Origin of the sequence: Nostoc sp. KVJ20, from assembly GCF_001712795.1 — a bacterium.
Taxonomy (GTDB): Bacteria; Cyanobacteriota; Cyanobacteriia; order Cyanobacteriales; family Nostocaceae; genus Nostoc.
Genome location: NZ_KV757570.1, coordinates 38,804 through 58,967, shown reverse-complemented (window position 1 = coordinate 58,967; position 20,164 = coordinate 38,804). Strand labels below are relative to the sequence as shown.

The 20,164-nt window shown below is 42.4% G+C and carries 19 protein-coding genes and 1 pseudogene; 10 read left to right on the top strand and 10 right to left on the bottom strand.

Annotation, left to right across the window (positions count from 1 at the left end):
* The 4 genes from A4S05_RS44150 to A4S05_RS06090 all read right to left on the bottom strand — a co-directional run.
* A partial coding sequence (locus tag A4S05_RS44150; RefSeq protein WP_069068938.1) for a tetratricopeptide repeat protein occupies positions 1-467 on the bottom strand: 467 nt, incomplete at its 3' end.
* Positions 460-2,004 (bottom strand): tetratricopeptide repeat protein, encoded by a 1,545-nt coding sequence (locus A4S05_RS44145; RefSeq protein ID WP_370684404.1) that lies wholly within the window; start codon positions 2,002-2,004, stop codon positions 460-462. The genes A4S05_RS44150 and A4S05_RS44145, both read right to left, overlap by 8 nt.
* Positions 2,001-3,836 carry a CHAT domain-containing protein gene (locus tag A4S05_RS44140; RefSeq protein ID WP_370684403.1) on the bottom strand — a complete coding sequence of 612 codons (1,836 nt, stop codon included), beginning with the start codon at positions 3,834-3,836 and terminating at the stop codon, positions 2,001-2,003. The genes A4S05_RS44145 and A4S05_RS44140 overlap by 4 nt, the downstream gene beginning before the upstream one ends.
* Complete coding sequence (locus tag A4S05_RS06090) at positions 3,837-4,163, bottom strand: hypothetical protein (RefSeq protein WP_069068937.1); 327 nt, start codon at positions 4,161-4,163, stop codon at positions 3,837-3,839.
* A 199-nt stretch (positions 4,164-4,362) separates the two neighbouring features.
* On the opposite strand from A4S05_RS06090, the gene A4S05_RS06085 reads away from it, so the two are divergent.
* Positions 4,363-4,947 (top strand): Npun_F5749 family FMN-dependent PPOX-type flavoprotein, encoded by a 585-nt coding sequence (locus tag A4S05_RS06085; RefSeq protein WP_069068936.1) that lies wholly within the window; start codon positions 4,363-4,365, stop codon positions 4,945-4,947.
* 73 nt (positions 4,948-5,020) lie between these two features.
* Here A4S05_RS06085 and cysE read toward each other — a convergent pair whose 3' ends face one another.
* The 3 genes from cysE to A4S05_RS06070 form a co-directional block, all read right to left on the bottom strand.
* A complete protein-coding gene (gene cysE / locus A4S05_RS06080) occupies positions 5,021-5,785 on the bottom strand; it encodes a serine O-acetyltransferase (RefSeq protein ID WP_069068935.1) in 765 nt (254 codons plus the stop codon).
* 173 nt (positions 5,786-5,958) lie between these two features.
* The gene (locus tag A4S05_RS06075) at positions 5,959-6,450 is read right to left on the bottom strand and encodes a hypothetical protein (RefSeq protein WP_069068934.1); all 492 of its coding nucleotides are present in this window, start codon (positions 6,448-6,450) and stop codon (positions 5,959-5,961) included.
* A gap of 289 nt (positions 6,451-6,739) precedes the next feature.
* Positions 6,740-7,660, bottom strand: coding sequence for an AraC family transcriptional regulator (locus A4S05_RS06070; RefSeq protein ID WP_069068933.1), 921 nt, complete (start codon positions 7,658-7,660; stop codon positions 6,740-6,742).
* 175 nt (positions 7,661-7,835) lie between these two features.
* On the opposite strand from A4S05_RS06070, the gene A4S05_RS06065 reads away from it, so the two are divergent.
* Positions 7,836-8,603, top strand: coding sequence for an SDR family NAD(P)-dependent oxidoreductase (locus tag A4S05_RS06065; protein ID WP_069068932.1), 768 nt, complete (start codon positions 7,836-7,838; stop codon positions 8,601-8,603).
* Between the two features lie 33 nt (positions 8,604-8,636).
* Positions 8,637-9,371 carry an SDR family oxidoreductase gene (locus tag A4S05_RS06060; RefSeq protein WP_069068931.1) on the top strand — a complete coding sequence of 245 codons (735 nt, stop codon included), beginning with the start codon at positions 8,637-8,639 and terminating at the stop codon, positions 9,369-9,371.
* Positions 9,372-9,821: 450 nt separating this feature from the next.
* Here A4S05_RS06060 and A4S05_RS06055 read toward each other — a convergent pair whose 3' ends face one another.
* A complete protein-coding gene (locus A4S05_RS06055) occupies positions 9,822-11,516 on the bottom strand; it encodes a DUF3352 domain-containing protein (RefSeq protein ID WP_176726927.1) in 1,695 nt (564 codons plus the stop codon).
* 158 nt (positions 11,517-11,674) lie between these two features.
* Between A4S05_RS06055 and A4S05_RS06050 the strand changes: the two genes are divergently transcribed.
* The 6 genes from A4S05_RS06050 to A4S05_RS06025 all read left to right on the top strand — a co-directional run bounded on the left by A4S05_RS06050 (position 11,675) and on the right by A4S05_RS06025 (position 17,906).
* Positions 11,675-12,007, top strand: coding sequence for a rhodanese-like domain-containing protein (locus A4S05_RS06050; protein ID WP_069068929.1), 333 nt, complete (start codon positions 11,675-11,677; stop codon positions 12,005-12,007).
* Between the two features lie 558 nt (positions 12,008-12,565).
* On the top strand, positions 12,566-13,675 hold the full coding sequence (gene hrcA, locus A4S05_RS06045; RefSeq protein ID WP_069068928.1) for a heat-inducible transcriptional repressor HrcA: 1,110 nt from the start codon (positions 12,566-12,568) through the stop codon (positions 13,673-13,675).
* A 110-nt stretch (positions 13,676-13,785) separates the two neighbouring features.
* The gene (locus A4S05_RS06040) at positions 13,786-14,460 is read left to right on the top strand and encodes a DUF2834 domain-containing protein (protein ID WP_069068927.1); all 675 of its coding nucleotides are present in this window, start codon (positions 13,786-13,788) and stop codon (positions 14,458-14,460) included.
* A 518-nt stretch (positions 14,461-14,978) separates the two neighbouring features.
* Positions 14,979-16,061 (top strand): photosystem II q(b) protein, encoded by a 1,083-nt coding sequence (psbA, locus tag A4S05_RS06035; protein ID WP_069068940.1) that lies wholly within the window; start codon positions 14,979-14,981, stop codon positions 16,059-16,061.
* A 157-nt stretch (positions 16,062-16,218) separates the two neighbouring features.
* The gene (gene aroC, locus A4S05_RS06030; RefSeq protein WP_069068926.1) at positions 16,219-17,307 is read left to right on the top strand and encodes a chorismate synthase; all 1,089 of its coding nucleotides are present in this window, start codon (positions 16,219-16,221) and stop codon (positions 17,305-17,307) included.
* Positions 17,308-17,465: 158 nt separating this feature from the next.
* Complete coding sequence (locus tag A4S05_RS06025; RefSeq protein WP_069068925.1) at positions 17,466-17,906, top strand: DUF29 domain-containing protein; 441 nt, start codon at positions 17,466-17,468, stop codon at positions 17,904-17,906.
* A 35-nt stretch (positions 17,907-17,941) separates the two neighbouring features.
* On the opposite strand, the gene A4S05_RS06020 is transcribed toward A4S05_RS06025, so the two are convergent.
* Together A4S05_RS06020 and A4S05_RS06015 are read right to left on the bottom strand one after the other, a co-directional pair.
* Positions 17,942-18,367, bottom strand: a complete 426-nt coding sequence (locus A4S05_RS06020; protein ID WP_069068924.1) for a Swt1 family HEPN domain-containing protein — start codon at positions 18,365-18,367, stop codon at positions 17,942-17,944.
* 158 nt (positions 18,368-18,525) lie between these two features.
* Positions 18,526-19,549: pseudogene (locus tag A4S05_RS06015) on the bottom strand (IS4 family transposase).
* Between the two features lie 342 nt (positions 19,550-19,891).
* Here A4S05_RS06015 and A4S05_RS06010 point away from each other — a divergent pair.
* Complete coding sequence (locus A4S05_RS06010; RefSeq protein ID WP_069068923.1) at positions 19,892-20,146, top strand: SemiSWEET transporter; 255 nt, start codon at positions 19,892-19,894, stop codon at positions 20,144-20,146.
* Positions 20,147-20,164: the final 18 nt, after the last annotated feature.

Below are 20,164 nucleotides of genomic sequence, written 5' to 3'. Positions count from 1 at the left end.
GCGTAGATACCTGCCAGATTGTTCAACGTCGCCGCTTTGCCTTTGACATTTCCAATGCGTTCTTTGATTTCCAAAGATTGATTGTAGAGTGCGATCGCTTGCTCCACTTCCCCTTTGTTGTCGTAGATCCTTGCCAGTTGGTTCAATGTCGCCGCTTTACCTTTGACATCACCAATGCGTTCAAATATTTCCAAAGACTGATTGTAGAGCGCGATCGCTTTATCCACTTCCCCTTTGTTGGTGTAGATCCTTGCCAGTTGGTTCAACGTCGCCGCTTTGCCTTGGACATTTCCAATGCGTTCTTTTATTTTCAAAGACTGATTGTAGAGTGCGATCGCTTCATCCACTTCCCCTTTGTTGGCGTAGATATTTCCCAGTTCATGCAAATTCGCCGCTTTGCCTTGGACATCACCAATGCGTTCAGTTATTTCCAAAGACTGATTGAAAAGTGCGATCGCTTCATCCACTTCCCCTTTGTTGGCGTAGATACTCCAGAAAGTTCAACGTCGCCGCTTTGCCTTGGATATTACCAATGCGTTCAGCTATTTCCAAAGACTGATTTAAAAGTGCGGCCGCTTCATCCACTTCTCCTTTGTTGGCGTAGAGAATTCCCAATTGGTACAACGTCGCCGCTTTGCCTTGGATATTACCAATGTGTTCATTTATTTCCAAAGACTGATTTAAAAGTGCGATCGCTTCATCCACTTCCCCTTTGTTGGCGTAGAGAATTCCCAATTGGTACAACGTTATCGCTTTGCCTTGAATATCACCAATACGTTCTTTTATTTCCAAAGACTGATTGTAGAGTGCGATCGCTTCATCCACTTCCCCTTTGTTGGCGTAGATAGATCCCAGATTGTGCAACGTCGCCGCTTTGGCTTGGACATTACCAATGCGTTCAGTTATTTCCAAAGACTGATTGTAGAGTGCGATCGCTTCATCCATTTCCCCTTTGTTGGCGTAGATATATCCCAGATTTTGCAACGTCGATGCTTTGGCTTGGACATTACCAATGCGTTCAGCTATTTCCAAAGACTGATTGAAAAGTGCGATCGCTTCATCCATTTCCCCTTTGTTGGCGTAGATAGATCCCAGATTGTTCAACGTCGATGCTTTAGCTTTGACATTACCAATGCGTTCAGTTATTTCCAAAGACTGATTGAAAAGTGCGATCGCTTGATCCACTTCCCCTTTGTTAGCGTAGATCATTCCCAGTTGGTTCAACGTCGCCGCTTTGCCTTGAATATCACCAATACGTTCAAATATTTCCAAAGATTGATTGTAGAGTGCGATCGCTTCATCCACATCCCCTTTGTCGGCTTTCAGCATCCCTAAATAATGATAAATTGATGCTAATTCTCTTTTGTCTTCTGCGGGACAAAGATTTAAAGCTTGTTGGTAATAGTTTAATGCTCGATCAACCTCACCCATTTGGTGTTCACAATAAGCAATTTCTTTGAGAACACTATGGTTATCAATAATTTCTAAGGTTGATTTGCACAGATCTATTGCTTCCCGAAATCGACTTTGATTCCGCAAGTGTCCCGCCAATGAATTACCTATTTTCCCCGCAATATTTTCATCCTTCCCCAGCAACGCCAAGCGATGAATTTCTAACATTTTTGCTTCCGTAGAACTTTCCACCCCTTCGCACCACAGGCGATACAAAATTTGTGTAGCTTGTTTATACAACTCTTCACCCTTGGGGTTTTCTGGAAACTCTAGCAACGGTGACAAAATCCGGGGAACACGATACAACCTCTCTGTGTTGTTGGTGAGGGTAACTTCCAACAAACCCAAAATTTCAGCGCGTTGAATATGACTTTCCCAACTTGAGATATCTTCACAAATCGGGTCAATAGCAGCTAGAGGAACAGGTAACTCATACACCAACAACTTCCCCAGCATTTGACGCAAAGCTGGAGTTTGCTGCTTCAGCAATACCTGTGCCAAAATATCCTCACGAAATTCCTTTTCCTTATCTGCCATCTTTTGCAGAATCATCTCAACTCCCCTCTGTGCTTCCGGCGACTTCGGGAATTTTGCAAAATCTTATCTAACCATTCCAACAGCCGAGGATTTCCATCTGCTGCTTTTTTGGCACGTTCCGGCAAATCTGGCTGAAATTGCCAACTGCCATTAAACGAATCCAGACGATTATACTTTTTAATTAAATCTGCCCCAGCCAAAGCCCCCAGAGGTTCGCGGTACAGACGATGATTCAGTTCCGACAAAGTGAAATTGTAGCGACAGGTAATAATTACCTTGTGGAAAACCTTGTGGGGAGGAAGTTGGGAATTTTGCATCGCCTTCAGCAACGCCAGCAGTACATCCACAACTTGTGGTTGCAAGACATAAACCCCATTTCGTAATTCCAAATTAGCCTCAAAGTCATCCAGCACAAAGGCAAAGCGCTGTTCTTTGGTATTCAGTCCTTCAGTAAAAAACTTGGTGAGGCGCTGCATCAAGGGTAACTTGCCATTGAGAATTTCATGCCCCCGTTCCGAGGTACATTGTTCAGCAAGGGTTTTGAGCAGTTTGTCCTCATCCAGGTGCCGAAAGTTCACCAGCCTGTGATAGCCAACCATCCTTTCCAGAAGTCGCGCCGTCACAGTACTCTTACCCACACCCCCCAGTCCGTGAATTAGTACCCCTAATGAAGTGCGAATTTCTTTGAGACAACGTTGCAAATTCCGCCGTCTCCCCACAAACTCCGAGGGTTTCGCCACCCGCACCAGTTGGGTATCGGGATCTAAAAACTGTTGATAAGCAGGTTCCGGTGCTGAGGGTGGCAAATCTCCCCACACATCCACTAACGCACCGGGACATTCTCCCTGGACATATAACCGCAACAAATGCCAGTCACGCACATTCTGTTTAAACAACTGCTGGTAAGTGCTAGCGAGTGCTTCAGCTAATTGATATCCGGCTGCCAATTTCCCGTAGAGGTGCGCGGCGGCGGCTGTAGCTGTCCGATCTTCCACAGGCCGCCCCCAACTTAAAACCGCCTTAGCGCCTTGTTCAATAAGTGCCTCAGCCATTGAAGGGACAGCCCCTTTATCTGGTGCTTGTCCAGTCCGACACCCAGACAAAAACACCAACTTGGGAAAGCGAAACCGGAAGACTTCCGCCAGTTCTGCGGCTGTGGTTTCGTGGCGTTCTCCAATTTCCGTCTCAGTGATAAAGTAAGGCGTGTAAGGTGCTTCACTCGTAATTGAGGCGTGTCCTGTGAGGTGAAACACATCAAAATCATTAAAATAGCGACTCCACACCTTACCCAACTCGCTAACGCAACCGCTTTCTTCCACCCGCAAATCTACAGCAAAATCTCGCGTATCTGCCAGAATTCTCGCTTCTTCCTGTTCAAACTCTAACTTTGGTTGCACATCTTCCGGGTCGGTTGCCATAAACAATACTCGCAATTGTCGTGCTTCCACAGAAAACCCTTCCGTTTCTTTCTCAATCCAGCGCAGAGGTAACACCACTGGATTAACCCGCTTCACCAAAAAATCCTCACCATCATGCAGCACTTCCCAAGGTAGATGTGTCAGTTTTTTATCAGTATCAATAGCAATTACCAACCCTTCACCGCGACAGTTAGCAATTCCCCGACTCAACCACCGTCCATCCCCATCCAACCAAAAAAATAACTGCTTCCCGATTCCTGGTAAATTGGGCAGCAGTTTATAATAATCTCGTTCTCCTTGCTTGAGTAAATCAGCGATTTCTGCTAATTTCAGGCGACGTGATTCATAGTTATTTTTTTGAGGTAGCCAATACCTGAGTTCAACCGTTTCCTGCGTACTTTCCCGAAGTTGAATGCGGATAGTTTGCACTTATTTGCTGATAGATTTGAGGATTTCCGTGATTTCCTCTATGGTAGCTTCTTCGAGTAAAATCCTGTTTCCAGTATCAGGGTCAAGAATTACCACATCAAATTGCTTCCCTGGATGAGATTTGTGCCATTCTTGATACCATTTGCGAATTTGTTCAGCTAAAGCCGCAACACCACCCACAATGCCGACAATAGTAGCAACAGCCGCCAGAGTCCCCTCTCTTTGCGTCGGAACTTCATAGCTTCCCGATATTCCAGGAATTTCTAACAAAGCCTCGGCTGCTGCTGGTGCGCCTTCACCCTCAATACCGACTTGAATTTCTGCCATAGCTCATCTGCGAATTTATACAACATACTGTATATTCTGCGTTGAATTGAGGATAATATTCACGCAAAGACACAGAGACAATTGCAAAATTATTTACTTAGTGTTGTACCAATTGTCTAAAATAAGACAACAGACCCAAACCTGGAAACCCAGATTAAATCTGAATTTTTTAATTTTTAATTTTTAATTTTTAATTGATATGTCTCTTGCTCCTTGGCGAAGTGCGATCGCTCATGCACTCCATCGCAACCGTAGTCTTGTTTATGCCCGTTACCTGCAACTAGCAACGCTACAAGCGAATGGTCGCCCCGCCAATCGTACCCTAGTCTTTCGCGGCTTTTTAGAAGATACAAACCAGCTAAGATTTATCACCGATAACCGTAGTGCCAAAGCCGACCAAATACAGCAACAACCTTGGGCAGAAGTTTGCTGGTACTTCCCCAATACACGAGAACAATTTCGCATCACTGGTTGTTTGACTCTGGTAAGCGGTGATGATTCTGACCAGGTTTTACAGCCAGCGCGGATTGCAATGTGGCAAGAATTAAGTGATGCGGCGCGTTTACAGTTTGGTTGGCCACATCCTGGTAAACCCAGAATCCAAGAAGCAGGAGCCTTTGAGCCATCGCCGCCTGATTCTGTTGAGCCAGTCCCTAATTTTTGTCTCCTGCTACTCGATCCGGTGCAAGTAGACCATTTAGAATTACGCGGCGAACCACAAAATCGATGGCTTTACCACCGTAATGATCAGCAAGAGTGGTCTAGTGAAGCGATTAATCCGTGAAGTCATTACGAATTACGAATTACGAATTATTTGGTCAAGAGTCAAAAGATTGACCCTTAACTCTTGATTTTAACTAAATGCCAGCACCATCTAGAAATTGCTGGATGGTCTTATCTTTGAGGTTGCACCAGCGAGAATCGTGGGTTGGCTCATCCTCTTTGGTGGCTAAACAACCCACTAAAACAGGAGTTTTTTCTGAAGAATTAGTGCGCTGAAGAGTTTGTATTTGTTCTTCCAACGCCTCAATTCGGTCTACTAAAGCACGAATTACTTGAGCTTCTGAATCTGGTAAGTTATTGTGTTCAAGAGGTGAAACCCGAACTCCAGAACGGTACATAATACGCCCAGGCACCCCTACCACAGTACAGTCTGAAGGCACATCTCTGAGAACAACAGACCCAGCGCCAATACGGACATTATTGCCAATTTGAATATTGCCCAGTACCTTCGCTCCAGCCCCGACTACGACATTTTCACCCACAGTAGGATGGCGCTTGCCACATTCTTTACCAGTACCTCCAAGGGTGACACCTTGATAAATGAGAGCATAGTCTCCCACGATCGCAGTTTCACCAATTACTACACCCATACCGTGGTCAATAAACACACTTTGCCCAATTGCTGCACCAGGGTGGATTTCAATTCCAGTCAAAAACCGAGCTAAGTGAGAAATCAGGCGTGGAATCAAAGGAAGACCAAGAGTATACAACCAGTGAGCCAGCCGATGAAATAGCAAGGCTTGCAAACCTGGGTAACAAAATAAAACTTCCAACCAGTTACGGGCAGCTGGGTCACGTTCAAATATGATACGAAAGTCAGCACGCAGTATAGATAGCACGAGATAGCACCCTCGGAAAGCACGACAAGCTACTCTCCTATATTATCCTTTCAAGCGTTACACCTAAAAATTGGGAATTGGGAACTGGGAATTGGGAATTGGGTATTGGGAATTGGGTATTGGGAATTAGGTATTAATCACTTGACTCCTAACTCCTAACTTCCCGATTCCCATTACTGCTGCTCCACCGTCAGAGTATAATCCCGCTTGACCCCAGGATTAAATGTACCTACCCAAATCCGATACGTGCCATTTTTCCAGTTGCGATCGCTAACGCTAGCATCTTTACTTTTGCCAGTGTCATCACCACAACGAATTGTAGTGTTATCTGGGCCTTGGATCAGTAAAGTGGTGTCGGTGTTGTTGCTATCGACTTGGATTGTTAGCTGGGAAAAGTCATTTTCCAGAACCATAATATGATCTGGACTTGGATCGGCAAAACCAATACAGGCTTTTTGATCGCGATCGCGGTTACTTATGGCAGACAATGAGTAAGAACCACCTGTAAACCCCTGCACTGTTCCTTGTGCTGGATCAAAATTTGTTGATAAGTTTAAAGCGCCAAAATTTGCTGTCTCTGCTATTACAGGGGTAGCTGTGATGGCGGTAATTATAGCCAATAGCCAACCGCCGCAAAACTGAAGTCGGGGGCGACAGTATTTCATAGTAGCCCTCCAACAGGCTTTTAAATTAGTAGTGATATATACATATTCTAGTTAAAAAATTCCCGTGAAATTTCAGTCGGTTGTGCCACAATCAAATGTGCCACAAGTAATGACTTTGAGGGCAGCCAGGTAATTGCCAGGTTGTATCTTGATCTAGGCAGCAGCTACAATTTTGCAACAAATGATTTAGATGTAATTACCTCTTTTGGACTAGACAACTTCAGCCAGGTGTTTAGTTTATTACGCCAATATTGTGGTTGAACCTGAAAGATAACTGGGCAGTCTCCGATCAAGCTGTACGTAAACGTTCAATATCCTTAATTGGCGGCGCACCGAACATACGGGAATATTCACGGCTAAACTGTGAGGGGCTTTCATAACCCACCTGATAGGCAGCATTGACGGCATCGGAGTTTTCGGCAAGCATCAACCGACGCGCTTCTAGTAGTCTTAATTGCTTTTGATATTGAAGCGGACTCATTGATGTTACTTCCTTAAAATGGTGATGGAAAGATGAAGGAGACATACTAGCTTGCCCAGCTAGCTCCTCAATCCGCATCGGTTTTGTAAAATCAGCCTTGATAAGTTTTATCACCTCGGCAATGCGTTGCATGTTGCTGCCGGATGTAGCAATCTGGCGGACAGCTTCTCCCTGTTCACCCATTAAAAGGCGATAATACATTTCGCGGATAATCATCGGCGCCAGTATGGGGATATCCTGTGGCGTATCTAAAAGCCGTGTCAGTCTTAGGGCACAATCGATCAACGGTGCATCAACGTTACTTACAAACAAGCCTCTGACAGAGTTTTCTTTCTTAGGCGTACCTGGTCTAATTTGGGCAATAATGTCACAGAGTTGCCGTGGGTCTAAATTCAGCTTGAATCCTAAATAGGGCTTTTGTGGCGTGGCCTCTATAACAAATCCACTGAGCGGCAAATCAACCGAGACAACAAGATATTGAGCCGCGCCATAACGATAGGTTTCCTCACCCAATAAAGCTTCTTTTTTACCCTGAACGACGATGCCAAGAATAGGTTCATAAACACACTGTAATGCGGTGGAAGTAGAAGATTCCCGCATAAATTCCAGTTTATTTATATCTGTTTTGTGGACACCGTTCCCCTTGCCGTCGGTGTGCCTCTCTAATAATGCTGCCAGTTCTTTACACTCATTGACAGCCGCGCCATGCTTCAGTATTTCAATCGCCATGCTGGCTTCCTGAGTGATTTAATCATTTTTCTTTGATGATTGTAGAACATCTTTGCCTACTCATAAAATATTGTTTTGGAGAATTAGGCAATAAAACGCGAGGTTTGTGCATTTAAAACTCTGGATTATAGACATATTATGAACACATCGAATAAAACAGTCAAAGGATAAGGCAATGACAAAAGACAAGACAAAAATTGCATTAGTAACGGGATCGAGTAGAGGACTTGGCAAAAATACCGCTTTGACTCTTGCTAAAAAAGGGGTCAGTGTGATCGTGACATATCATAGCAACGATGAGGAAGCCAAAAACGTCGTATCTTCTATTGAAGAGATTGGTGGTAAAGCCGTTGCACTGCAACTAGATACTTCAAACACTAAAACCTTTGACGGTTTCGTGGGGCAAGTCAAGCAGTCACTCAAAGAAAAATGGCAGACAGAGCATTTTGATTTCCTTGTCAATAATGCTGGTGTTGGTGTTTATGCATCTTTTGCAAATACAACCGAGGAAGATTTCGATCACTTGATGAATATTCATGTCAAAGGGGTTTTCTTCCTCACACAGAAACTTCTTCCTTTGATCAATGATGGGGGACGTATCGTTAATATTTCGTCTGGACTTGCCCGTTTTGCCCTGCCAGGCTATGCAGCCTATGCAACCATGAAGGGGGCTATAGAGGTTTTAACCCGATACATGGCCAAGGAATTGGGACAAAGACATATAGGTGTGAATGTAGTAGCCCCCGGCGCAATTGAAACGGATTTTAGCGGCGGTGCGGTGCGTGACAATCCAGAGATTAACAACTTCATCGCCGAGCAAACTGCCCTGGGCCGCGTCGGTCTTCCTGATGATATCGGAGGTGCGATCGCCTCTTTGCTTTCTGAAGAAAACAGATGGGTGAATGCACAGAGAATTGAAGTCTCTGGCGGTATGTTTCTTTGATTCAAATTAACTTAAATAGAAAAGAAAATAATCATGTCAAACGTAGAAAACAAGGTTGTTATCATCACTGGAGCCAGTAGCGGAATTGGTGAAGCTACAGCCAAATTGCTAGCTAAAAATGGCGCAAAAGTTGTTTTAGGCGCACGACGCACGGAAAAACTGGAAAAAATTGTTGAGGATATCCACAAGGAAGGCGGCACAGCAGAATTCAAGGCGGTGGATGTCGCTAATCGTGAGGATATGAAAAAGTTCATTCACTTTGCTCTAGACAAGTTTGGCCACGTTGATGTCATCTATAACAACGCAGGTGTTATGCCCCTTTCCCCGATGAACGCTCTGAAAGTCGAGGAGTGGGACACCATGATTAATGTGAATATCCACGGCGTCTTGAATGGCATTGCTGCGGGTTTGCCCATCATGGAAGCGCAAGGCGGCGGCCAGTTTATCAATACTGCTTCCATCGGCGCGCATGTGGTGGTGCCTACTGGTGCAGTTTATTGTGCGACAAAATATGCTGTTTGGGCCATATCCGAAGGGCTGCGTCAGGAATCGAAAAATATCCGCGTGACAACAATATCCCCTGGTGTCGTTGAGACTGAACTCGGCTCTGATATCACGGATGATTCTGCAAAAGGCGCTTTGAAAGAATTTCGCAAAATCGCACTGACTCCAGATGCGATCGCAAGAGCCGTCTTGTACGCCGTATCCCAGCCAGATGATGTCGATATCAATGAAGTAATTGTCCGCCCCACAGCAAGTGCATTCTAATTTTGAGAAGATAGCGGCGCTAGGGAAACTACTAGGAAATAGAGTCAAAGTAGGTAGTAGCGCTTACCTTGACTCTATTTTTTGTCATTCTCCAAATATTATGTAGGCGATCGCCTCATCACAGACACCCTAGAAAAACGGGCGTTGCTGAATCAAGGGATGATTCTTGTAGGGTGGCACTGGTGTCTACTTTTGCCAAAAATAGCGTACTGATTGGGTGTTGTTCACCCGCCAGGGATTGTAAATCCCTGACTAATTGCTCAAGTCTACTGAAGTAGACTGAAAATTTTTGCGCTATGAAGTCCTCTTCAGAGGACTTTAGCTATGAGACAGGGATTTACAATCCCTGGCGGACGTGCGGTTTCGCGTTAAGTTGACACCAGTGGCTTTTCGGCCCATCCCACAAAACTAGCAAAATCATCCCGCAAATATGCAACGCCGAAAAACGAATTATTTATGGAGTTTGAAGAAAACACCACCTTTGAGCGATCGCGTGTCAGTTCCATAACTACTGACTGTGAGCGATCGCAAGTTATTAAAAAACGGTTTCCCTAAGACTTCCACTAGTTTGATAATCGGCACTTGACGCTCTAACAAATTCTGGCTCTTTATCCAGTCAAGATAAACATAACCTTGGTTTGGTAAGGGAATTGCCGCGATACTATCTTTGAAATTTGGATTGTCAATTATGGAATTATCCTTAGTTGTGAGAATTTCATCCATAGTTTCTAAGTCAGAGGTGAAAATTTCGTAATTTCCTAAAGTTGTATGCAATCCCAGCACTTTTGTTTCAATGCTAAAAGATGCTCCTTCTTTGGCATCAGTTTTTTTTGTCGCCGTGGTTAACTCTGTCCAAGCGGAGATTTTTTGCTTGTCTATAGTCAAGGGATTAATACTGAGTCCATTGGATGAGGCGATCGCATCTAAACGAGCAATGCCTTGTTCCACACCGTCGGATTTTTCCACCACAAAAATCCAATGGGGGGTTATTTGCTCTTTCTCAGGTAACAATGCGATCGCATATTCTCCTTGTACCCAGCTAAAAATATCCTCTAGTAAGTTTATCCCCCAGCGGTTTTGAACATCCACTAAAGGTTTTGCTAACCGAGAAACCACATCTTCCCCAGAACCATATAAAGTTGCTGTTGCTTGTTTCCAGAGTTTGGCTAAATCACTGTCCGCCAAATTACTCAAATTTGAGCCGGAAATTGCCAAACCTGTGGACTCTGGAATATATTGCAATGCTCCCACAGGTTTAGATAGCGGTGGAGATGGAGGAACAATTTCCGATGAAGTCAAAAAGGTGGTTTCCGCTAGTAATCCTTTGGGGTTTAACGCCAGGGAAATGATTTCGCTGTCATAAGTTTGTTCTGATAGCTCTAACCCTTGCCATTTTGCCACGATGGGAAGATTCAAGAAAGCTATAGCTAAACCCCCTTTGGGCAGTTCTTTTCTAGCTTTTTGGTATTCGGGGGAGCTAGTCAAATTCAGATCGGGCGCTTGGACGTTATTAATAGCATCTCGCAGCACTTTCGGATCGTTGGCAAATAATACAAAGCCTTCGCCGACAACAGCACCAGCTAGATAATTTTGGATTTTGGATTTTGGATTTTGGATTTTCTCTTCTGTGATGACTTCTTGATTGTCAGAAATCAGTTTTACGCCTTTATATTGTTCAACAGCTAAGTTTGCTCCGGCTAACGCCCGTTTAGAAAACAACAACTCGACAAACTCGCGGCTTTTCTCCGGTTGCTTGGTTGCTAATGCCAACAGATACCCTAGCTGCTGTCCGTTTTCTGGATCGCGATCAATATCTAAGGTGGTGATCGCTAATGTAATTTCGTTCCCTAACCAGGGTTGAATGTCTTGTTTGTAATCTATGCCACTCTTGGCGAATAAACTGGTTTTGAGTTTAGATAGTTCTTCTTCGCGCTCCAACACCTGCAAACGATCAGGATTCGTCAGCAATGAAACCATCGCAGGGGAAAGTTTCGACACGAATATGGCCGCACCAGGCCCAGAGTTAGAAGCAATGAGGTTAGCCGGACTTTTAGCGAAAAACCAGTAAAAGCCAGCGATCGCAATTACTAGCAGTGCGATCGCCCCAGCTACGATAAAACCAATAAATGAACGTTGTCTATTCACATTAAACATATTAAAAAAGACGGTTTACAGCCATTTAAGCAGAAACCTTAGCAGAATTTATCAACCCTCTTGAGAATGGATACTCATGCGAAGGCAGAGATTTTCTGTCACCATAAATAGGATTAGGACTGTTTATAGGGAATTTTTTTAGTCAACCCATGAACCAAATTAGTGTAGAAGAACTGGGGCAACGTCTTTCTTCTAGTGATGCCAGTATTCAGCTAGTAGATGTGCGTGAACCAGAAGAATTAGCGATCGCTAGCATTGAGGGCTTTGTCAACCTACCTTTAAGTCAATTTACCGAATGGGGAGATCAAATACCTACCCTCTTCAATCCCCAAGCTGAAACCCTTGTGCTATGTCACCACGGCATCCGCTCCGCCCAGATGTGCCAGTGGTTGATTGCTCAAGGTTTTACAAATGTGCAAAATATTTCGGGTGGTATTGATGCCTATTCCATATTAGTAGACCCTTCAATTCCCCAATATTAGCTTTTGCTCAGGTGGAACTGACTCTTCCATCTGGCTTTTGCTATGCTAAGAACAGTAATACATCACTTTAAACGCTTGCCAAAAAGCCTGGAATTTGGGCATCAAGTACATCTGCACAAAAACTTTTTGCTGGGGCAAATCACATTTCAGAATTAGTCCCTACCAAAAAATACGTATCTAATAATACTTTTGCAATTGCAAATTTGTGCAAAAATACGGTTATAAAGAAGCATTACAAAGGTAGATTATAACTAGTACGCCACTGCGGAAATAGAGCAACCATTTGAAATCCCTAAAAGGTCTATTCCATAATACTTTTGACTTTTGACTTCCGCTTTGCCGTACTAGCAGCTTTTGCCAAATAAAGTTGACCTACTATTTCAACCCTAGTCTGAAAAAAATGCTCTGTATCTATGTGTATTAATTTTAAAAATACTTATCATAATATAACTGTATAATTTGGTATTTTAATAAAATATTAATATTCTCTGTTTTCTATTAAATCTACAAGTTTTTTCAGAGTTTGATTAGAATTTGCGTTCAGCAAAACATACCACAATGGAAGTCCAGTTAACAAATCGACAACAGCATATACTTTGGGCAACGGTACGTCACTACATTGCTACGGCAGAGCCAGTTGGTTCAAAGGCTTTGGTCGAAGAGTACGACCTGGGTGTAAGCTCGGCTACAATTCGCAATGTGATGGGCGTTTTAGAAAAGTCTGGATTACTCTACCAACCACACGCTTCTGCTGGACGTGTACCTTCAGACTCAGGCTATCGCATTTATGTTGACCAGCTAATTACACCTTCTCTGCGAGACGCTACGCGAACAGAAACTTTAGGGCGAGAAGTAGAAGTGGCACTGCAAAAGCATCTCCAGTGGGAAGATCGGAGTTTAGAAGCTTTACTCCAAGGAGCCGCGCAAATTTTAGCAACCTTGAGTGGTTGTATTAGCTTGATCACTATGCCGCAAACCACTACAGCACTATTGCGACATCTGCAATTAGTGCAAATTGAAGCTGGGCGAATCATGCTGATTGTCGTAACTGATGGTTACGAGACACATTCAAAATTAATGGATTTGGCTTCAACACCGGAAGAAACGCAGCGCGATTCAGAGGTAATTGATCGTGAGTTGCAGATTGTTTCTAATTTTTTGAATAGCCACTTGCGGGGTCGAAGTCTGTTGGAATTAGCCTATCTTGACTGGAGCGAACTAGATCAAGAGTTCCAACGCTATGGAGAATTCTTGAAAAACTCAGTTGCCGAATTGAGTCGTCGCACTCATGCACCGACTGCAACCCAAATTATGGTTCGGGGTGTGTCAGAAGTTTTGCGCCAGCCAGAATTTTCCCAGTTACAGCAGGTACAAACGATTATCCACCTGTTGGAAGAAGAACAAGACCAACTGTGGCGATTAATATTTGAGGAACCAGAACCGGAAGATGGTGGTAAACCAAAGGTAACGGTTCGCATTGGCGCAGAAAATCCATTAGAACCGATACGCACCTGTACCTTGATTTCTTCCAACTATCGCCGAGGTTCAATACCAGTAGGAAGTGTGGGAGTTTTGGGGCCAACGCGCCTAGATTATGAAAGTGCGATCGCAGTAGTAGCATCTGCTGCTGATTATCTCTCTGAAGCTTTCAGTTATTTCAATCCTTAATACGTATCGTGTAATATTTTAGGACAAGCTGCTTGAGACAAATGAACGATACCATAGCAAGCAGATAACCCAAATTTATAGCGGCAAAATTAATAATACTTAAATATTTCATGGTTAGAAAAATTGCCTTTAGCTTACTGTGGCTGGGATTCACTATCTATGCATTTTTCCTCGCGCCTCCTGAGCAACCCGGTACATTCGAGTTAATTAAAAACCTTTCTACTATGCAGTGGGAAGGTGTTAACCCGTTAGTAATAGCATTATTCAACCTCATGGGTATTTGGCCTCTCATCTACAGTGCAGTAGTGTTGATTGATGGCAGAGGACAAAAAATACCTGCTTGGCTGTTTGCGATCGCTTCTTTCGGAGTTGGTGCTTTTGCTTTGTTGCCGTACTTAGCCATTAGGGAACCAAATAATCAGTTTGTTGGTAAAAAAAATGCCTTACTCAAACTACTAGATTTTCGTATGACTGGGGTTGTTTTGACGGTATCCACAGCTATTTTAGTTGCTTATGGTTTAAGAGACGGAGATTGGGGCAATTTTGTCCAACAGTGGCAAACTAACCGCTTCATAAATGTGATGAGTTTAGACTTCTGTCTACTTTGCCTATTATTTCCTACATTACTGGAGGATGATATGGCGCGTCGCGGTTGGAAAAATCCCCAGTTTTTCTGGTTAATAGCGTTGATACCGTTATTCGGCCCATTAATTTATTTATCTGTGCGTCCACCTTTACAAGAAGTGGGTATAGAGTCCATATCCCAGCAGCCAGCAGCGAATTGAAGATTGAATGAAGAAGTCAGAATAAAGACGTTCGAATACTTGCTCTAAGCGTACTCCTACGGAGAAGCAAGCTACGCGCTAGCGTCTCTAAGAGTTGCCATGCCGTTCGCGTTAGCGTCTCTGAAAGAGAAGGCTTTACGCTGCGCTATCCGCTTTTTAGGTCAAAATTCATTCTGAATTCTGAATTCTGAATCCTGACTCCTGAATTCTGTTCGATAAAGTGCGTTTCTCACAATCCAAAATCTAAAATCTAAAATGGTATAGCCGTAGCCACATAGGTTAGGACATTTTGAAAACCCCAAGGCTAGGAATAGTAATACTTTTACCTCCTGCCTCCTGCTATATCACCCAAAATCCCCTTTTTCAGTGAAAAAGGGGATTTTCTATTGTGGGTGCGTAAATCCCAAGAGAAAATTTTTTCTGAAAGTACTTTACAAAACGCAATAAATTATTTAAGATGTGTAACAGGTAGTCAAACCTACCTAAATTCATCTGCAAATAATCGCATTTATAAAACAATGACAACAACCTTACAACGTCGCGAAAGCGCCAACGTATGGGATCGATTCTGCGAATGGATCACCAGCACCAACAACCGGATCTACATCGGTTGGTTCGGCGTAGTAATGATTCCAACCTTGCTAGCCGCTACCGCTTGCTTCGTAATCGCCTTCATCGCCGCTCCTCCCGTAGACATCGATGGTATCCGTGAACCAGTAGCAGGTTCATTAATTTACGGAAACAACATCATCTCCGGTGCAGTAGTACCTTCCTCCAACGCTATCGGCTTGCACTTCTACCCAATCTGGGAAGCAGCTTCTCTTGATGAGTGGTTGTACAACGGCGGTCCTTACCAACTAGTAGTTTTCCACTTCCTGATTGGCGTATTCTGCTACATGGGTCGTGAATGGGAACTATCCTACCGCTTAGGAATGCGTCCTTGGATTGCGATCGCATATTCTGCACCAGTAGCAGCAGCAACAGCAGTCTTCTTGGTATACCCAATCGGACAAGGTTCATTCTCTGATGGTATGCCTTTAGGTATTTCTGGAACATTCAACTTCATGATCGTGTTCCAAGCAGAACACAATATCTTGATGCACCCCTTCCACCAATTAGGTGTAGCTGGTGTATTCGGCGGAAGTTTATTCTCTGCAATGCACGGTTCTTTGGTTACATCTTCCTTGGTTCGTGAAACGACCGAAACCGAATCACAAAACTACGGTTACAAATTCGGTCAAGAAGAAGAAACCTACAACATCGTTGCAGCCCACGGTTACTTCGGTCGTCTAATCTTCCAATACGCTTCCTTCAACAACAGCCGTTCACTGCACTTCTTCTTAGCAGCATGGCCTGTAATCGGCATCTGGTTCACCGCCTTGGGTGTAAGCACAATGGCGTTCAACTTGAACGGTTTCAACTTCAACCAATCAATCATTGACTCTGAAGGTCGTGTGATTGCAACTTGGGCAGATGTAATCAACCGCGCTAACCTGGGTATGGAAGTAATGCACGAGCGTAACGCTCACAACTTCCCTCTAGATTTGGCTGCTGGCGATTCTGCTCCTGTAGCTCTTACTGCTCCTGCTATCAACGGTTAATTCTGAAGTTTAGCTAAATTGAGAAAGCGCCCTCTCTAAACAGAGGGCGCTTTCTTATTTGTACTCATACAGTCCAAGTACCAAAACAAGTACAAGAATTAACTTTTGCGCGAACTCTAGGTAAAATACATAAGCCTCATCCTTTTTCTTTAAGATCATGGGCAACACTTTTGGTCATCTATTTCGCATCACTACTTTTGGTGAATCTCACGGCGGCGGTGTGGGGGTTGTGATTGATGGTTGTCCTCCACAACTAGAAATTTCGGCAGAAGAAATTCAAGTAGAATTAGATAGAAGGCGTCCGGGACAAAGTAAAATCACCACCCCTCGCAAAGAAGCCGATACCTGCGAGATTTTATCAGGTGTATTTGAAGGTAAAACTTTGGGAACGCCCATATCAATTTTGGTACGGAACAAAGATACTCGTCCCCAAGATTATGACGAGATGGCCGAGAAGTATCGCCCTTCTCATGCGGATGCAACTTATGATGCAAAATATGGCATTCGCAATTGGCAAGGTGGGGGTAGATCGTCAGCGCGTGAGACAATTGGCAGAGTAGCAGCAGGTGCGATCGCTAAAAAAATTCTCCGTCAAGTTGCCAATGTTGAAGTTATCGGTTATGTCAAGCGCATCAAGGATTTGGAAGGTGTAGTTGATCCAAATACTGTCACCTTAGAACAAGTGGAAAGCAACATCGTTCGCTGTCCTGATGCTGAATGTTGCGATCGCATGATTGAATTAATTGAGCAAGTTGGTAGACAAGGTGATTCTATCGGCGGTGTCGTAGAATGTGTGGCGCGTAATGTTCCGAAAGGTTTAGGCGAACCAGTCTTCGATAAATTGGAAGCTGATATTGCTAAGGGTGTGATGTCTCTTCCTGCTAGCAAAGGCTTTGAAATTGGTTCTGGTTTTGGCGGAACGCTGTTAACCGGAATTGAGCATAACGACGAATATTATATTGATGAAAATGGGGAAATTCGCACTGTAACTAACCGTTCTGGTGGTATTCAGGGGGGAATTTCTAACGGGGAAAATATCATTTTACGAGTTGCATTTAAGCCGACGGCGACAATTAGAAAAGAGCAAAAGACAGTGACTCGTGAAGGTGAAGAAACCCTATTAGCAGCAAAAGGAAGACACGACCCTTGTGTGTTACCGCGTGCAGTTCCAATGGTTGAGGCAATGGTAGCGCTGGTGTTGTGTGACCATTTGTTACGGCATCATGGACAGTGTAAGGTGTTGTAATTAATAGAGGGATCGCTTTTAAAAGATAGTCTCACATTCCTGACTTATTAAATAAGTCGGGAATATTATTGTTAGTAGCTGTAGCGATCGCACAAAAATCGCTGAAGGTGTAATATGTTTAGTACAGCGTTGCATTAAGCAGAGAAGGGCGATCGTTGATGAGTAAGGCAACGAGCTACGACAAAGACTTTCTGTTATGGACACAACAACAAGCCGAGTACTTGAAGAAAGGATATTGGGCTGAGTTGGACGTTGAACACTTGGTAGAGGAACTAGAGGCTTTGGGTCGTAGTGAACAGAAAGAACTCGGTAGCTATTTGCAAGTGCTGTTAATGCACTTACTCAAATGCCAGTATCAGCCTGAGCGAAGAACCAAAAGCTGGGATAATACACTGTCAAACTGCCGAGATCAAATTCAAGATTGTTTGGAAGATACTCCCAGTTTGCAGCGTTTTCTTCAAGACCCAGTATGGATACAAAAATATTATCGGCGCGCGTGTCGTGATGCAGCTAAAGAAACTCAAAAATCTGTGGAAAATTTTCCCGATGAATGTCCATTTATAATTGAGCAGATTCTTGATCCAAGCTTCTTAGCTTAAAATACATTTGAAAATTTGATTTTTCAGACATCCTATTACAAATTTTTATGCTGTCCTATTTGACGGCACCAATCTCTGAATGAAATAAACACTCTTTGGAAATCATCTTCAGATGGTAAAATCCCATGATGAGCAACAATATTTCGCAAATCTTCTAGTTGTGTAAATCTATTCTCAATAAAATTAATGTCTCCAATGTAAGGTAGGAAGAATTCTTTATTATTTTTAATTAATCTCGCCAAATCGCCCCAATCAATGCAATAAAGAGGTGAACTACCTCCTCTTGGGGAAACCCACTTGTTTTTTATTTCTTTATTTTTAACTCTTTCTACTTTCTCTAACATTTGTGAGTTTGCAACTTGTTCCCACCAATTATCTCCAAGTTCCTTTGAAAATATTTTTTCAATAAAGCAACGAACTGAATTTTCGTAACAGTGGAGAATTACATATAAACTAGACATTCTATCGGCACTTAATACATCCTGATGATTAAGATAGGGTGTATTAAAAATTTCAGTAGTTTCTAGTCTATTAAGAATTCCTATAAGCGCAGAAATGTTGAATGCTGATACAAAACTTTACATAGATAGTTACACTAACTCTAAAAAGCCTAAATTAGTCAACATAACATCATCTCCTCAAACCAATGAACATAGCTGATTTTCTGACACATACAAGATTGAAGATAGCGGAATTTATCTAATAGTGTATGTCCCCATTGTTCGGGAATAGATAAAAGCTGTAAAATCAGATAAGCTATCAGACTCACGTAAATTTGTATGGTAATACCATTGACGTTTTTGGTAATTAATTTGTCAAGTTTTAAGTGCATCTTTAAAAACTTCCACAAGAGTTCAACTCCCCAACGTAATCGATAAATATCCCTAATTTCATCATCATGAACAGCTGCATCTCCCGACTCTGGTAAATTAGTCACCTTAGCGTTATTCAGTTTTAGTTTCTAAATCACAAAAATTAATGACTCTATAGGCTTGAGCATCATCAGATGCACCTACTTTGACTAATCCACTTGCATCCTCAAATTCTAATTTCCAATTGTTTTTAATCCGCAAAACAAAGTATTTGTTTTCTTGCACTAATTCTTGGATAAATTTTAATCCCGCAAAGCCTCTATCCATTACCCCAACAGCATTATTTGGTAGACTAGACATCATCTTGGAACCAAAATTATAATCATGATCATGTCCAAAATTGATGAAGTTATCTTCTGGGCTGCCGGTAGCTAAATTCAAAGAACTAAAAAGTTTGACTTGATGATGACCCAAAACCCATAACAATTTACTTGTCAGGGTAATAATTGTTGAATCAATAGGACAAATAGCATATTTGTTGTGTAATTTTTTATGAATTTTCTTCTGTACTAACTCATTCAATTTTTGATAAATTTCTTGAAATGGTTTTTGTGCGCGATGAGAACTGGCTTTGGAAAAGGTCGAAATATCTACTTCAAATCCGGTGTTATTTAATCTTTGAAATAAATCTCGCATACTTGTTAAACTGTTATCCAGAGCATACGATAGCCAGCACTCAAAGAATAGACGACTATTTAATACTGGATAATCGTTTTTTGGCAGGCTTTTTAGGATATCTTTGACAATTTTGGGAAATGAATTTATAATCACGATCAAACTAAAATAGTTTAAGCCTTCGCCCAAAATTACCATATTTTGGGTTATTTTTATCGGATTTTTCTTAACATTCAACACTTTTGCGTATATTAGTAAGATGCGATTATTTTAACTACATTAAACAATGTCATGAAGCAAAAAGGAAATTAACATTTTTAATTACTAGAGAATTAAAGTTTCTACCAGCCACTATTCACCCAACTTAAATATTTGTTTATCTGTGAAATTTGATTATATTGACATTTTGGTGATTCGTTCATTTAAATAAGTAATTTTCAAAACTCAGGTATAATTGCTATATATTATGGTATTGGAACTTAATATAAATAATTAAACATGGATTTTATAACAATTTTAGGATTAGCTGCCGCCACAATAACCACAATATCTTTTTTGCCACAGATGTTTAAAACTTGGCAAACAAAATCAGCAAAAGATGTTTCTTTAGTTACGCTTATTACATTCATAAGTGGTATTTTTTTGTGGCTAATCTATGGAATTTATTTACAATCTTTGCCAATTATTCTTGCTAATAGCGTGACATTGGTTTTTAACTTAATTATTCTATGGCTTAAAATTAAATATAGATAAACTTGCCTCTAACAAACA

Bases quoted from the DNA above. Each gene is read 5' to 3' on its own strand.
- A4S05_RS44145 (WP_370684404.1), bottom strand. From the start codon at position 2,004: ATGATTCTGCAAAAGATGGCAGATAAGGAAAAGGAATTTCGTGAGGAT.
- A4S05_RS06090 (WP_069068937.1), bottom strand. From the start codon at position 4,163: ATGGCAGAAATTCAAGTCGGTATTGAGGGTGAAGGCGCACCAGCAGCA.
- A4S05_RS06085 (WP_069068936.1), top strand. From the start codon at position 4,363: ATGTCTCTTGCTCCTTGGCGAAGTGCGATCGCTCATGCACTCCATCGC.
- A4S05_RS06075 (WP_069068934.1), bottom strand. From the start codon at position 6,450: ATGAAATACTGTCGCCCCCGACTTCAGTTTTGCGGCGGTTGGCTATTG.
- A4S05_RS06070 (WP_069068933.1), bottom strand. From the start codon at position 7,660: ATGGCGATTGAAATACTGAAGCATGGCGCGGCTGTCAATGAGTGTAAA.
- A4S05_RS06065 (WP_069068932.1), top strand. From the start codon at position 7,836: ATGACAAAAGACAAGACAAAAATTGCATTAGTAACGGGATCGAGTAGA.
- A4S05_RS06060 (WP_069068931.1), top strand. From the start codon at position 8,637: ATGTCAAACGTAGAAAACAAGGTTGTTATCATCACTGGAGCCAGTAGC.
- A4S05_RS06050 (WP_069068929.1), top strand. From the start codon at position 11,675: ATGAACCAAATTAGTGTAGAAGAACTGGGGCAACGTCTTTCTTCTAGT.
- hrcA (WP_069068928.1), top strand. From the start codon at position 12,566: ATGGAAGTCCAGTTAACAAATCGACAACAGCATATACTTTGGGCAACG.
- A4S05_RS06040 (WP_069068927.1), top strand. From the start codon at position 13,786: ATGGTTAGAAAAATTGCCTTTAGCTTACTGTGGCTGGGATTCACTATC.
- psbA (WP_069068940.1), top strand. From the start codon at position 14,979: ATGACAACAACCTTACAACGTCGCGAAAGCGCCAACGTATGGGATCGA.
- aroC (WP_069068926.1), top strand. From the start codon at position 16,219: ATGGGCAACACTTTTGGTCATCTATTTCGCATCACTACTTTTGGTGAA.
- A4S05_RS06025 (WP_069068925.1), top strand. From the start codon at position 17,466: ATGAGTAAGGCAACGAGCTACGACAAAGACTTTCTGTTATGGACACAA.
- A4S05_RS06020 (WP_069068924.1), bottom strand. From the start codon at position 18,367: ATGTCTAGTTTATATGTAATTCTCCACTGTTACGAAAATTCAGTTCGT.
- A4S05_RS06010 (WP_069068923.1), top strand. From the start codon at position 19,892: ATGGATTTTATAACAATTTTAGGATTAGCTGCCGCCACAATAACCACA.